A 14,260-nucleotide genomic window follows, 5' to 3' on the forward strand; every position below is an offset into this window, starting at 1 on the left:
TGCGGATAGGAGGAAATTATGATGGAACAAAAATGGATGATTCAAGAATTGAAGGACAGATTGTCCGAACAAAATCAGGACGCCCTTACCGATTTTCTGGCCCGGTACCAACCTTATGATTTAGCCGAGATGTTAATCGAGCTTCAGGAAAACGACCAAATTCGATTTATTGCCGTACTACCTATTCCCCTCGGGGCAGAGATTTTGGAGTATGTCGATCCCGAATTGCAGTACCGAATTTTGGACCGCGGGACCAAGGAGACAGCAGCTTCCATGCTTAATGAAATGTCCAGCGATAAAGTGGCCGATCTGCTGCTGGCCATACATCCCCACCAAGCCGGAACTTTATTAGGGCTTCTGCCTGCCGATTACCGGGAGAAAATCAGCGCTCTGATGCAATACCCTCCAGAGTCGGCGGGAAGTCTGGCTACCGTTGATTATATTGCGGTGCGGAATTATTGGACGGTGGAGCATACGCTGCAGCACGTCCGTAAAGTCGGGCAAGATGCGGAATTGGTCTCTTACTTTTATGTGCTAGATAATAACGGCAAGCTGGTAGGGATCGTCTCCCTGAAGCAAGCTATCCTCGCCCAGGCTGACTCCAGACTAGAGGACATCATGCTCAAAGATTTCGTGTCGGTGTCTGCGCGCATGAACCAGCAGGAAGTGGCGACGATTTTATCCAACTATGATCTGGTGGCTCTTCCCGTAATTACCGATGAACAGCGAATGATCGGGATTATTACGGTCGATGACTTAATTGACGTTATCCATGAGGAAGCAACGGAAGATTTTCAGAAAATAGGTGGAAGCCAGCCTTTAGAAGAGCCGTATTTTAAAAATTCCTTTTGGAAATTATTCCGCAAGCGAATCGGATGGCTGCTTATCTTATTTGTAGCCGAAGCCTATACGGGGAATGTGCTGCGTCATTTTGAAGACACGCTCTCGGAAGTAATTGCGCTCGCATTCTTTATCCCCTTGTTAGTCGGCACGGGCGGAAATACGGGAACACAGACCGTAACGACGCTCGTTCGCGCCTTGGCTCTCGGGGAAGTGAAGCCGAAGCATATCTTCAGAGTCATCCGTAAAGAGGTGTCCACCGGATTGATTCTGGGACTTTGTATGGGAGTCGCAACCTTTATTCGTGCACAGATACTGGGCGTTGGCTTTGATATCGGAAGCGTCGTCGCTGTCACGGCTATTTTTATCGTGATTTGGGCCTCCCTCATCGCCGCTGTGCTGCCTCTGGTGCTGCACAAGCTCAAAGTCGATCCGGCCGTTGTCTCCGGCCCGTTTATTACCACCTTGGTGGACGGTACCGGACTCATCATCTACTTTACTTTGGCTAAAATGATGCTGAACTTGTGATTCGAACGGATCCAATCCTGCGTGTTTTAGTGATAACGAATATCGCTATCGCTGCCTATCGAGAGCCCTATCCTCTGCCGGGATGGGGCTCTCGGTGCATAATACTATCTCCTCCCGTTGCTGCTATCCGGATCCGGAGCCGCTTGCCCGATCATAAGTGAATCGATATAGCACTAGCGACGATATCTATCGGTTCACGGCCGGATTGATTAGACAAATTTCCCGCGATCGGCGAGAATAGAAAATGTGTCAGGCCGAAACAGATGCTTCTGTTATTTTTGGATCCTTATGCGAAAATAGCTTGTTATCAACGGAGGAGATACCCCTATGCTGCTTCAAGTGAACGGCATGAGCAAGAGTTACGGGATAACTCCCGTATTGTCGAATATTACGCTGCAGATTCTGGAGCGCGAGCGGATTGGGCTGGTCGGCGTCAACGGGGCCGGCAAATCGACGCTCCTGCAGCTCATCGCCGGAGAGATGTCCCCGGACAACGGGACCATTTATAAAGCCAAAGAAACGCGGATCGGTTACCTGGCCCAGAACAGCGGACTGCAATCGAACCGCTCCATCTGGGACGAGATGATGCTCGTATTCGCCCCATTAGTGGAAGCGGAACAAGAGCTGCGGCAGCTCGAACATGAGATTGCGGACCCGGAGACCGCCGCCGACTCCGCCCGCCATGAAGCGGTGATGCGCAGATACGCCGAGCGCTCGGAATGGTTCCGCATGCAGGGCGGGTACGAGATGGAGACGCGGGTGCGGAGCATTCTTCACGGGATGGGCTTCAGCCAGATGGATCCGGGCACGCCCATCCATACGCTAAGCGGCGGCCAGAAGACCCGGCTGGCCTTGGCCCGCATTCTGCTGCAGCAGCCCGATCTGCTGCTGCTGGACGAGCCGACGAACCATCTGGACATCCATACGCTGACCTGGCTCGAGAATTATCTCCGTTCCTATCCGGGAGCGGTGCTGGTCGTGTCTCACGACCGTTATTTCCTCGATGCGATGGTCACCACCATTATCGAGATCGAACGCCATCAGGCGAAGCGCTACACCGGCAATTATACGAAGTATATGGAACTAAAAGCGGCCGAGTACGAGCAGCAGATGAAGCTGTATGAGAAGCAGCAGGACGACATCGCCCGGCTGGAGGATTTCGTCCAGCGCAACCTCGTGCGCGCTTCGACGACGAAGCGGGCGCAGAGCCGGCGCAAGACATTGGAGAAGATGGAGCGGCTGGACAAACCGGCCGGCGAGCTGAAGAAGGCGCATTTCCGCTTCGAGACGACGAGGCAGAGCGGCAAGGATGTGCTGCATGTGCAGCAGCTCTCCGCGGGCTATGACGGCGCCGATCCATTGTTCCGCCATGCGGAATTCGATCTGAAGCGCGGCGAGATGGTCGCCCTTATCGGTCCGAATGGAATCGGCAAGTCGACCTTGCTGAAGGTGCTGATCGGCAAGCATCCCCATCGCGACGGAAGCTGCCGCTGGGGTACCAATGTCTCGATCGGCTACTATGATCAAGAACAATCGACGCTGAATCCGAACCATACGGTGCTCGAAGAAGTGTGGAGCGCCTATCCTCATCTGGAGGAGGTACGGATACGGACCGTATTGGGGAACTTCCTGTTCAGCGGAGATGATGTGACGAAGAAGGTCGCTTCCCTGAGCGGCGGGGAAAAAGCGCGCGTCGCCCTAGCCAAGCTGATGCTGCAGCAGGCGAACGTGCTGATTCTCGACGAGCCGACCAACCACCTCGATCTGTTCAGCAAGGAAGTGCTGGAATCGGCGCTGTACGACTATGAAGGCACGCTGCTGTTCATTTCCCATGACCGCTACTTCCTGAACAAGATGGCGGAGCGCATCATCGAGCTGGATGCGGACGGAACGCACCTGTATCTCGGCAATTATGACGACTATATGACCAAAAAGCAGGAGCTTGCCGAAGACGAAGCGATTCGCGCCTCGCTCCAGCCGGCGGCGCCAAGCAAGCCGGCCGCGTTCCAGGGCAGCCCCGCGGCGGACTGTGCGGCCGATGCGGGCTTGAGCGCGGCGGAGGCCTATGAGGCCGACAAGCAGGCCAAGCGCGAGGAGCGCGCGCGCCAGCGGAAGCTGGAGCAATTGGAGACGCAGATTGCCGCCCTGGAAGCGAGGATCGCGGAGCGCGAGCTGGAGCTTGCCGAGCCGGACGTCTATAACGATTATGTCCGCATTCAAGCGATTCAGGCGCAGCTCGATGAAGACAAGGAAGCGTTGAACGCGGTATACGCCGAATGGGAGCAGCTGATGGAAGCCTAGCAAGCCGTGAAGAAGAGGCACGCTCGCATGCATGCCGCCCTATCATAAGAACAAGGGGCCGCCCCGAGGTCTGTTCGGACCCTGAGGGCGGCCCCTTGCCATAAGACGGCAGGCACGTCCACGATGCCGCTGCCTCCTAGACGATCGGCATCACCCGCCCGCCCGTCATGACGATCAGCTCCTGCGGCGTGAGCGGCAAGACGGCGTGCGGATGTCCCGCCGCAGCCCAAATTTCCGCATACCTAAGCAGATCTTCATCGATCAGCGTTACCATCGGCTCCTTATGCCCGATTGGCGGAATGCCTCCGATGACGAATCCCGTATGCTCACGCACAAAATCTGCGTCGGCTTTGCCCAGCTTCTCGCCGATCTCCTGCCCAATCCGCTTCTCGTTAATGCGGTTGGTTCCGCTTGCGACCACCAACAGCGGCTTCTCCGACTGCTTCATCCGGAAGATGATGGACTTCGCGATCTGAGCGACCTCGCATCCGATCGCCTCTGCCGCTTCCTGGGCCGTGCGCGCGCTGTCCGGAAGGACGACGACCCGATTGGCGAAGCCAAGCTCCTCCAATTTGTCCTGCACCGCTTGCACTCGATCATTCATTTTTTCCATTATGATGATTTCCTCCTGCCTCGAATCCAATCCACTGCTGAAATCAATAGCGCGTTATTCCTCGATCATCTTTATCCTGCAGGCTGCGGCGGCTGCCCGTTTTCATGTCATGAACCCCGGGATTCACCACGCACTTGTAAATCACAAGTTATACACAGATCGCGACAGGGCGAGAGGCTGCTGATTCCATGCTTCATGTTCATTTTTCGCTGTCATACCAATGGTTTTCGTGAAACCCCCAACATTATCCACTGTTTTATCCACATTATCCACAACTAGCAGGGCATATCTTGAAAAATCTATCCTCTTTTTCACCTGGATCTAGACCTTGGTCCTAAAGGGGAGTAAGCGTTTTATCCCCATTTTCAACAGGATATGTGGATAACTTTGTCCACATCCGCATCAGGATACATCGTGACGCTGGGCGGACACGAGCTCCGCCTCTTCAATAGGTGTTCCATGAGCACCGGCGCCGCGAAGCGCCTGATTGCAAGCAGCCATATAAGCTTGGGCCGCAGCCAGTACGATATCCTGATGCGTCGCGCTTCCCTGGTACACCTGATCATCGAGCGACACCGTCACGACCGCTTCACCCGACGCCTCTTCCCCGGAAGAGAGCGAATGCAGCTCCAGATCCTCGAACCGGATCGGCTCCCGAACAGCTTGGGACAAGGCGCGAATGACGGCTTCAATCGGTCCGCTGCCTACACCGGCATACGTCTGCTTCTTGCCTGTCGCCTGCTCCTGCACGGTCACGGACGCGGCCCGCTTGCGGTCAGTGCCCGCCACCACTTCGACGTCAAGCAGGCTCAACGGCTCCAGCTGCTCGTTCAGTGTCTCGCCGATGCATTGCAGCAGTTGATCATCCGTTACGACCTTCTGCGCATCGGCCACGCGCTTGAAGCGATCATACACTTCGTTCAACTGGTCGGCATTGAGATGGACGCCATATTGCTCCGCGCGGTGCTTGAGCGCGTGCCGGCCCGAATGCTTGCCCAGAACAATCATATGATGCGGGATGCCCAGCTTCACCGGATCCATAATCTCATACGTGCTGCGGTTCTTGAGCAGGCCGTCCTGATGGATGCCGGATTCATGCTGGAAGGCGTTGCGTCCGACCACCGGCTTGTTGTAGGCAATGGGGAAATGCATCATCCGGCTGACCGCGCGCGATGTCTCGTACAAATATTCGGGCCGAATGCGGGTCGCGGCCTGCAGGGCATCGCCGCGCGTATCCAGCGCCATGATCAATTCCTCCAGCGCGCAGTTCCCCGTCCGTTCGCCAACCCCGTTGACCGTCACCTCGATCTGGGTCGCGCCCGCTTGAATCGCCGCCAGACTATTCGCGACCGCCAGCCCCAGGTCGTTATGGCAGTGCGCGCTGAAGATCGTATGCTCGGCCCCGCGGGCACCCTGGCGCACCTTGCGGAACAGCGCCCCGTATTCCTCCGGCAGCGCATAACCGACCGTATCCGGCAGGTTGATAATCGACGCGCCTTCCTCAATCGCCGTCTCCACCAGCTCGATGACGAAGTCCACATTCGAACGTGTCGCATCCATGGCCGTGAATTCGATGCGATCGGCGAATTGCTTCGCATAGGCCACTGTCTCTCTCGCCATCTGCTTCACCTCGGCGCGCGATTTGCGCAGCTGATGCTGAAGATGGATATCCGATGACGAGATGAATACATGAATCCGGCGCTGGGCGGCATCGGCTGTCGCCCTCACGGCCGCGTCGATATCCTCCCGGACCGCGCGCGCGAAGCCGCAGATCTCAACCTGCGGATAGAGGCGGGAGATGCGCTGCACCGCTTCGAATTCCCCCGGACTCGAGATCGGGAAGCCCGGCTCGATCACGTCCACCCCGAGCCGGACGAGCTGCTCCGCCAGTTCCAGCTTCTGCGGCAGCGTCAAGGCCGCGCCCGGGGCCTGCTCGCCATCCCGCAGCGTCGTATCGAAAATCTGAATCATCCGCTTCTCCTGCTCTTGCCCAACTGCCTGCCTCGCATTCCCTTGTGCATGTATAGTCATTGCGATTCCTCCCGTAATCTATTTTCTCGTCACTCGTGCATAAAAAAAGCCTGCCGTCTCTAAAGAGACGACAAGCTCTGCTCTGCCGCGGTACCACTCTCGTTGGAAGATCATCTGCATGCTCCTCCCCCTCGGCCTGATAACGGTCAGGTACCGTAGCCGCCTACCGCCGCGGATATCCTTACGGACGCCATCAGCCGGTTCAGCCGCTCCACTCCCGGGCGAGTTCAGACGTTCCGCCACTGCGTCGCACCACCCCGCAGCTCTCTGATCGGCTTCCGTGTCTTACTGCTCCCGTTCTACGTGTTCGATATATACATGTTCGTTGATAACAAAAAAACCTGCCATCTCGTTAGAGACGACAGGTAGATGCCGTGGTACCACTCTAGTTGACGACCTTCATCTTCGCGCTCAAGATGAAGCGTTCGTCCGCTTATGCTTCACATCGCCGGATCCGGATCATGGCGATGCGCGCGCCCGATGACGGGGGCTCCGTAACGGCATACCACCGCGCTTGAGGGACATGCGTCCAGCTGCTTCCGCATCTCAAGCCGGCATTCCGCCGTTCCGCTCCCAGGCGAGTTCAAGGCAACCGCCGCTGCGTCGCACCATCCCGCAGCTCTCTGGTTCGGGCCGTTCATCCTCTACTGCTCCTGTTCATTGCGTGTCAATCGATATTCCCATTCCATGGAAGGATTGAGGTTTGATGACTATTATATTGTCCCGATAGAGCGGAGTCAATACCTAATTTGAAATTCCTAATTTGAAATTCCTAATTTGAAATAAAGGCACGCTCCTCGCCTCTCCACCGGCAGCGCTTGGCAGCTATTCCACTGACCACGCCTCGAGCGAGAACAGCGGCTGCGCCTGGAAATCAAGCGGCGTGAACTGCCCGTGCTTCCACTTGATATGCGCCGCGGCCGCGATCATCGCCGCATTGTCCGTGCAATATTCGAATGGCGGAATCAATAGCGGCACGCCTTCGGCCTGGCAGCGCTCCGACAGCGCCGATCGCAATCCGCGGTTGGCGGCCACGCCGCCGCACAGCAGTAATTGGGCCGCGCCATATTCCTTCACGGCGCGCATCGCTTTCTCCGTCAGCACATCGATGACGGATTCCTGGAACCCGCGGGCGACGGCGGCGTACATCGGCGGCTCGCCCCGCATCTTGGCCTGATTAACGACGTTCAGCACGGCGGACTTCAGTCCGCTGAAGCTGAAATCATAAGAATCAGGCTCCAGCCAGGCGCGCGGCAGCGTGATCGCGTCGTCCGCGTCCATGGCGAGGCGGTCGATATGCGGGCCGCCCGGATACGGGAAGCCAACCGCGCGGGCGACCTTGTCGTAAGCCTCTCCGACCGCGTCGTCGCGCGTGCTTCCGATGACGCGGAACACGCCCTCCCGCTCCAGATGAACCAGCTCCGTATGCCCGCCGCTAACGACGAGCGCCATGCATGGATAGGCCAGCTCCTGCACAAGCCGGTTCGCATAAATATGCCCGGCGATATGATGCGTCCCGATCAAGGGCACGTCCAAGGCCATCGCCAGCGACTTCGCCGCCACGATGCCGACGAGCAGCGACCCGACGAGCCCCGGCCCCTGCGTGACCGCGACGGCCGTAATGTCAGTCAGGGCAATGCCTGCCTGCTTCACCGCTTCCTCCAGCATGACGGTAATCGTCTCCACATGCTTGCGCGAAGCGATCTCCGGCACGACGCCGCCGAAGCGCTGGTGGACGTCGATCTGGCTGGAGACTTGATTCGCCAGCACTTCGCGCCCGCCGCGAACGATGGCCACGGACGTCTCGTCGCAGCTTGTCTCGATCGCGAGTATGACGTCCGCTTCCGCCGGATTGGTATGAGAACTTGATATATTCACGAATGTCACCTGCTTTATTCCGCTTGTTGATAGGAAGAAGCGGCCAACGCTTTCAGGTCGGTCCACATAATGAGCGCATCTTCCTTGTTATCTGAATAGTATCCTTTGCGCACGCCCGCTCCCTGAAAGCCGAACTTCGCATACAACCGCTGGGCGATATGATTCGACACCCGAACCTCGAGGGTCATCGCCTCCATGCCGTAGGCCATCGCCTGAACGACCATCTCCCGCAGCAATCGCTCTCCGAGCTTCTGCCCCCGGAAATCGGGATGAACGGCGATATTGGTAATATGAGCTTCATCCACAACCGTCCACATGCCGGAATAACCGATAATGCGATCGCCTTGAAGCATTACCGTATATTTGGCAAAATGGTTCTGCGTCAATTCATTCCGGAACGCATCCATCGTCCATGGCACCGTGAACGAAGCGTGCTCCACCTCAAGCACGCCGGGAATATCCTCAAGCCGCATCGGCCGGAACTCCACTCCGCCCGGTTCCGCCTGCCGTTCATCCTCATCGTATTCAGGTCGTTGTCCCATATGACATGCTCCCTTCTATTCCTGCTGCCTCCGGTCCGCCCGCTCCTTCGCCAACAGCTTCGCTTCCGCTTCCGCCAACTGCGTATAGTTCGGTTCTAGCCGATGAGTATCCGTCCGCTCGCCTTCGGCATAGGCGCGCAGCCCGAGACGGCCGATCCAGCGCGCCTCCATCCCGCACGGGATGACGCGAATCCGGTCTCCCCATTGCGCCTGCAGGCCGTTCAACGCTTCCTGCTGCGCTCCGGTGTCGCCGACGAACCATACTTCTGCGGCCGCTTGCGGATGATCCGCGCCTTCCGACCCAGCTTCCAGCGCTCGGGACGCCTCCTCGGCGACCAGCGAGAACAGGCGAATCCCGTCCTCGCCATGCCGCTCCACTCCGTCCGTCAGGCCCTCGGACCCGCTTCCGTTCCAAGCAAAGGGAGCCGTATAGACCTGCCCCCTTCTCGCATCCATCAGCGGGTACACAAAGATGCGCCCAGCGCCGCCCGCTTCGGCGCCGTCCTGTTCGGCCTGCTGCACGCCGGAGAGCGCCAAGGCCTTCAGGCTGGAGACGCCGATAACCGGCTTGTCCCATGTCCAGGCCATCGTCTTCCCCGCGGTGACCGCAATGCGCACGCCCGTATACGATCCGGGGCCGACACCGACAGCGACAAGATCCGTCGACTTCCCGCTCCACCCGTTATCCGCCATCAGCGACTGCACCGTCGGCAGCAGCTTGATCGAATGATTGCGCTCGGCCTGGGAATGGCGCTCGTCCACGAGCTGGCCCCCTTCGAGCAGGGCGGCGGTCAGAGCGGCCGTCGATGTATCCAGGGCCAGCACCCGCGTTCTGTTATAATCCTGTTGATGCACGATGTCAGACTCCCATCCGTTTAAGTTCATTAACCCAGCTTACATAAGGCTCGCCGTATGCGGTCAAGCGAATGATCCGCTCCGTCTCGCCTTCCGTCTGCATAAAAAGATGCAAATATCGCGGCGGCAGCAGCGGCGTAATCAGGCTTGACCACTCGACCAGCGACACGCCGTCGCCATACAAGTACTCATCCAGCCCCAATTCATCCGCTTCCGCCATCGAGATGCGGTACACATCCATATGATAGAGCGGCAGCCTGCCGCTGTCATATTCCTTAATTATCGTAAACGTCGGACTGTTGACGATCCCCTCGATACCGAGCGCACGCGCGACCGCCTGCGAGAACCGGGTCTTGCCCGCCCCCAGATCTCCGTCCAGCGCGAGGACCGTGCCGGGCTGACAGCGTTCGGCCAGCTTCGCGGCCAGCCGTTCCGTATCCGCTTCGCTCGCGGAGTAAAAGGCGAATTCCGCTGATTGATTCATAATTCCCTCCACGATGATCAACTGTAACTGACACCTCATTATAACATAAAAACGCCGCCTCTCCTCACAAGCGGAAGGCTGACAGAGCAAGCCGCCTGATCCAGACGACTGCCCCGTTCCCCTGCTGCCTATATCACCTCTCCCCGGGGCATATATTTGCCCCGGATGCTAATCATCAGCAGCGTAGTTCTATGGCCGGCCGCGATGCAGCCGCAATAATACGCGTTGCCTTCTTCGATATGATTACACGTATCGGGCTCATTCCTAATATATTTGCAGGTTTGCAGAAGCTCTCTTTTTACATTTATTCCCCTTATCTTGCAGGAAGTTTTGGTCAGGCGCAAGATCGATTTTGAGCTGGGCTCGGAAGTGAACCGAAACTGGGCGATAGATCGGATTCCTGTGCAGAGTATTGGGTCCCTTTACAGTGCAGGTCACGAATGATAAGATATTACTAACTAATTAGTTAGTAATGAAGGAGGATGCCTATGGCACGCAATACCGCGCAGGAGAGCAAGCGCAAGCTGATGCAATCAGCCGAGGAGTTATTTGCCGCCAAAGGGGTGCGCGGCACGAAGGTCAGCGAGATCGTCGCCGGGGCGGGCTTGACCCAAGCTGCTTTTTATCTGTATTTCACAAGCAAGGACGATCTTGCCGCTCAGCTCCTGCAGCAGTTCAATGAGCAGCTGATGCACCTGGGCAACGCCGGTGCGGAAGTGAAGCATCTCCCCGCTTCGGATGTCGAGGCGTATATCGTCTCGTCTTTTACCGCGCTGTTCCGTCTGTTCGGGGCACAGCCGCAGCTGACGAAGATCGCGCTGCAAATTTCGGAGGACAGCGATCAGGTGCGGGAACGCATCGTCCGCCAGATTGTCGCCAACATGCTTCATAACCAGTCGCTTGGAATCGTCAAGCCGGAGATCGATCCGGAGCTGGCGGCCGAATCGGCCGTCGCTGCGATGGAGAGACTCGTCTACCGCTATGTGGAGACCGGAGAAAGAACGCCGGAGGAGCTGGGCGCCCATACAGCACGCCTGTTCCTTCAAGGCATACTGCTTCATTCGGGGAAGGAGAGATAATCATGATTGAAGCGATAACCGGCTGGTTAGCCGCTCATCTTGATGCGATTACGGTCATGTGGCTGTTTCCTATCGTGTTCATGTTCCATGATTTCGAAGAGATCCTCTATGTCGAGCCCTGGATTCGCCGTCACGGCGATCGCATTCTGAGGCAGATGCCGCCTGCTGTCCGCCGCTTTGCCGGGAGCAGCCTGAAGATGACGACGCGGGATTTCGCAGGCGATGTATTCTGGGTCTTCCTCGTCATCGTTACGGCGACGCTCGCGGCGGTGCTGTTTTCCTGGTACGACCTGTATCTGATTCTGGTCCTTATCTTATTCCTGCATGTATTTACCCATATCGGTCTGTCCGTCTATACCCGCACTCTTGCGCCCGGCGTCATTACCGCCGTCCTGCTCGTCCTCCCCTACTCCGGCTATGCCTTCTTCCGCCTGTTCGCAGATCATGTCATCGTGCCGGAACAGCTGCTGTGGGACGGCCTCGCTGCCATCGTCCTGCTCCCTGCCATCTTTCTTCTTATGTCCCGCTGGCGCAGTAAGTTCCGGACCGCAGGTGAATGATACAAGTCGGGAAGGCCGATGCCACACAACGCGCCTTCCCCTGCTGCCGCTCCTGTGTCTGACGCGGCTTGTCCAACTTCTCCCGTTCGCTTATTGTTGCGGCTCCTTCAAGCGGTCAACCGATACCGTCTCGGTATTTGCCGGGTTGGTGCCGACTTGCACCGTCGCCATTCCATTGGCGACATCCACGCTCTCGATCCAGACCGGCTGCTCGCCGTCTAGCTGGACAGGGACCGTATCCTTCATTTCCAAAATATGCTTCGCACGATGCACATCCATGTTCAAAACCTCCCTTCCACAGCATCTAAGCCTTAACGTGACGCAAAGGCGCCTTTTTCATGCATGCGTAGAAGAAAGCGAACTATCGCATACTGACCTATAGAGGTTGTCCCACAAGTCGTCATTTGAACACTAACATATAGGCAGGAACCCGATGAATACAGTGATACAGATGCCGGTACAGCGATGTGCAGGCGAATGAGTGAACAGGCGCAAGGAGGATAATTGATGCATACGGTCTGGAAAGGGGCAATCAGCTTCGGCTTGGTCCATGTCCCCGTCAAAATGCATACCGCCACCCAAGACAAAGACATCTCAATGCGAATGATACACAAGGAATGCGGCAGCCCGCTCTCCTATGTCCGCTCCTGCCCGGTCTGCAAGGAAGAGGTGGGCTGGGACGAGATCGTGAAGGGCTATGAGTATGAAAAAGGGAAATTCGTCCTGTTCGACAAAGACGAGCTGGAGCAGCTGCAGGATGACGCAACCCGGGCGATTGCGATTCTCGATTTCGTCGACCTCGCCGAAATTGATCCGATCTATTATCAGAAGACGTATTATTTATCTCCCGATCAAGCGGGGAACAACGCGTATCAGCTGCTGCGCGAGGCGTTGGTCCAGACGGGCAAGATCGGCATCGCCAAGGTAACGATCCGGGCGAAGAGCAGTCTCGCCGCCATTCGCGTCATCGAGAATTGCCTCGTCATGGAGACGATGTTCTATCCTGATGAGATTCGCGCGGTCACCCAGGTTCCGAATATTCCGGAGCATGTGGAGGTCAATCCGAAGGAGCTGGAGATGGCGAAGCTGCTTATCGGCCAACTGTCGACCGCCTTCCAGCCGGAGCAGTACACGGATGAATACCGCCAGCGCTTGCTGGAGCGGATCGGGCACAAGATCGCGGGCGAGGAAGTGCGCACCGCGCCGGCCGCCCAGCCGGCAGCCAATGTCGTCGACCTCATGGCCGCGCTGCAGGCGAGCATCGAGGCGATGAAGGGGCCGCGGCCGATCGGCACCGCCCCGGGTCCGGCGGCTGCAGCGGGTTCTGCCGCAGCGGCGGAACCGAAGCGGCGCAAAAAAGCCGCTCCGGCGGCCGCGGCCGATACGCCTGCTGCGGAAGCCGCCCCGCGGCGCAAGAAGACGTCCCGCAAGGCGGAAGCCGGCGCGCAGAAGGCGGCCAATGACGGCCAAGATCCGGCCGCCACCGGCGGCACGCGGCGCAAGCGGGCGCGGACGGAGCCATAATGCTGCGGCCGCCGATGGAAGGCTCGGGACAGCCGCCGCACCGGGAGGAACGGAACGCCGCGGGCTTCCCCGAGGCGCTCCCTCCTTCTCTGGCGCTGCCTGCGGCGCCGATGTCTCCGCTTCGGAGCGACCGCATCCCCGCAGGCGAAGAATGGCTGCATCAACTGAAATGGGATGGCGTCCGGATACTCGCCCTGTGCATTCAGGGCCGAGTGCGGCTGTTCTCCAAGCGAATGCTGGAGAAGACGTCCATCTATGCGGACGTGACGATGATGATGGAAGCGCGGCCCGAGCTTCGGGGGCGTACGCTGCTGCTTGACGGCGAGGTCGTCGTCTTCGATCCGAATCTCGGACGGCCTTCCTTCCCGTTGGCACTCCAACGGGAGCGGATGCGCCAGCGGCCCGACGGCGCCCTCCCCGCCGTCTACGTCCTCTTCGACGTGCTCGGGATCGAAGATCGGAATGTAAGGCGGCTGCCCTATGAGGAGCGGCACCGCTTGCTGCTGGATCTGTTCCCCGACAAGCATCCCGCTTGCTTCGTGGCGGATATTTTCGAGGATGGCGATCAATTGTGGAATTGGGTGGAGCAGCACGGCTGGGAAGGCGTGGTCAGCAAAAAGCGAAGCTCCCCGTATCAGGAGGGCAAGCGTCATCAGGATTGGTTCAAAATCAAGAAGGATCTTCTTATCGAAGCCTTGACGGTCGGCTATATGATCAATAACGGCCGTCCGGCCAGCGTCGTCCTGACTGATTTGGAAGGACGCTATATCGGCAAGGCGTCCATCGGACTTGATGAGACCCGCCGGCTGCTGCTGGAAGGCTGGGCGGCGCGTTATCCGGCCCCGGGCCCGCCAGGAGGACCGATTGCGGCTCTCCGCAGGGAGCCGATCGTCTGGATGAGTGTGCCGATTCCGTGCCGGGCCGCGGCCTTGGAATATACGCCGACCGGACAGCTCCGCCATCCGCGCATCGATACGCTGCCGCTGCTGAAGTAACGGGCGAACCGTGAACGCGGGAGTTAGAGA

13 protein-coding genes and 2 other annotated features are annotated in these 14,260 nt (G+C 58.1%); of the genes, 6 read left to right on the forward strand and 7 right to left on the reverse strand.

The features are described 5' to 3' along the window. The first annotated feature begins 21 nt into the window (after window positions 1-21). Both mgtE and FLT43_RS12280 read left to right on the forward strand, forming a co-directional pair. Window positions 22-1,368 (forward strand): magnesium transporter, encoded by a 1,347-nt coding sequence (gene mgtE / locus FLT43_RS12270; protein WP_087444653.1) that lies wholly within the window; start codon window positions 22-24, stop codon window positions 1,366-1,368. A gap of 327 nt (window positions 1,369-1,695) precedes the next feature. Further along, window positions 1,696-3,669 (forward strand): ABC-F family ATP-binding cassette domain-containing protein, encoded by a 1,974-nt coding sequence (locus FLT43_RS12280; protein WP_087444652.1) that lies wholly within the window; start codon window positions 1,696-1,698, stop codon window positions 3,667-3,669. A gap of 136 nt (window positions 3,670-3,805) precedes the next feature. On the opposite strand, the gene FLT43_RS12285 is transcribed toward FLT43_RS12280, so the two are convergent. From FLT43_RS12285 to tsaE, 6 genes are all read right to left on the reverse strand, one after another. After that, window positions 3,806-4,282, reverse strand: a complete 477-nt coding sequence (locus tag FLT43_RS12285; protein ID WP_087444651.1) for a YbaK/EbsC family protein — start codon at window positions 4,280-4,282, stop codon at window positions 3,806-3,808. A gap of 402 nt (window positions 4,283-4,684) precedes the next feature. Then, window positions 4,685-6,313 carry a 2-isopropylmalate synthase gene (locus tag FLT43_RS12290; RefSeq protein WP_087444650.1) on the reverse strand — a complete coding sequence of 543 codons (1,629 nt, stop codon included), beginning with the start codon at window positions 6,311-6,313 and terminating at the stop codon, window positions 4,685-4,687. A 60-nt stretch (window positions 6,314-6,373) separates the two neighbouring features. Then, window positions 6,374-6,624 (reverse strand) — a binding site (T-box leader). A 40-nt stretch (window positions 6,625-6,664) separates the two neighbouring features. Beyond that, window positions 6,665-6,983, reverse strand: a binding site (T-box leader). A 155-nt stretch (window positions 6,984-7,138) separates the two neighbouring features. After that, on the reverse strand, window positions 7,139-8,191 hold the full coding sequence (gene tsaD, locus FLT43_RS12300) for a tRNA (adenosine(37)-N6)-threonylcarbamoyltransferase complex transferase subunit TsaD (RefSeq protein WP_087444648.1): 1,053 nt from the start codon (window positions 8,189-8,191) through the stop codon (window positions 7,139-7,141). A gap of 14 nt (window positions 8,192-8,205) precedes the next feature. Then, window positions 8,206-8,733 (reverse strand): ribosomal protein S18-alanine N-acetyltransferase, encoded by a 528-nt coding sequence (rimI, locus tag FLT43_RS12305; RefSeq protein ID WP_087444647.1) that lies wholly within the window; start codon window positions 8,731-8,733, stop codon window positions 8,206-8,208. Window positions 8,734-8,748: 15 nt separating this feature from the next. Next, complete coding sequence (gene tsaB / locus FLT43_RS12310; protein WP_087444646.1) at window positions 8,749-9,588, reverse strand: tRNA (adenosine(37)-N6)-threonylcarbamoyltransferase complex dimerization subunit type 1 TsaB; 840 nt, start codon at window positions 9,586-9,588, stop codon at window positions 8,749-8,751. A 4-nt stretch (window positions 9,589-9,592) separates the two neighbouring features. After that, window positions 9,593-10,072, reverse strand: coding sequence for a tRNA (adenosine(37)-N6)-threonylcarbamoyltransferase complex ATPase subunit type 1 TsaE (tsaE, locus tag FLT43_RS12315; protein ID WP_040731209.1), 480 nt, complete (start codon window positions 10,070-10,072; stop codon window positions 9,593-9,595). Between the two features lie 488 nt (window positions 10,073-10,560). On the opposite strand from tsaE, the gene FLT43_RS12320 reads away from it, so the two are divergent. After that, window positions 10,561-11,151 (forward strand): TetR/AcrR family transcriptional regulator, encoded by a 591-nt coding sequence (locus FLT43_RS12320; protein WP_087444644.1) that lies wholly within the window; start codon window positions 10,561-10,563, stop codon window positions 11,149-11,151. A gap of 2 nt (window positions 11,152-11,153) precedes the next feature. Next, window positions 11,154-11,711 carry an HXXEE domain-containing protein gene (locus FLT43_RS12325; RefSeq protein WP_087444643.1) on the forward strand — a complete coding sequence of 186 codons (558 nt, stop codon included), beginning with the start codon at window positions 11,154-11,156 and terminating at the stop codon, window positions 11,709-11,711. Window positions 11,712-11,801: 90 nt separating this feature from the next. Here the strand turns inward: FLT43_RS12325 and FLT43_RS12330 are convergent, their stop codons facing one another. Then, entirely contained in the window at window positions 11,802-11,990 is a 189-nt protein-coding gene (locus FLT43_RS12330) for an H-type small acid-soluble spore protein (protein WP_087444642.1), read from the reverse strand. A 228-nt stretch (window positions 11,991-12,218) separates the two neighbouring features. Between FLT43_RS12330 and ku the strand changes: the two genes are divergently transcribed. Further along, entirely contained in the window at window positions 12,219-13,235 is a 1,017-nt protein-coding gene (gene ku / locus FLT43_RS12335) for a non-homologous end joining protein Ku (RefSeq protein WP_087444641.1), read from the forward strand. After that, window positions 13,235-14,230 carry an ATP-dependent DNA ligase gene (locus FLT43_RS12340; protein ID WP_087444640.1) on the forward strand — a complete coding sequence of 332 codons (996 nt, stop codon included), beginning with the start codon at window positions 13,235-13,237 and terminating at the stop codon, window positions 14,228-14,230. The genes ku and FLT43_RS12340 overlap by 1 nt, the downstream gene beginning before the upstream one ends. The last annotated feature ends 30 nt before the right edge of the window (window positions 14,231-14,260 follow it).

It is taken from the genome of Paenibacillus thiaminolyticus (assembly GCF_007066085.1).
Lineage (GTDB): Bacteria > Bacillota > Bacilli > Paenibacillales > Paenibacillaceae > Paenibacillus_B > Paenibacillus_B thiaminolyticus.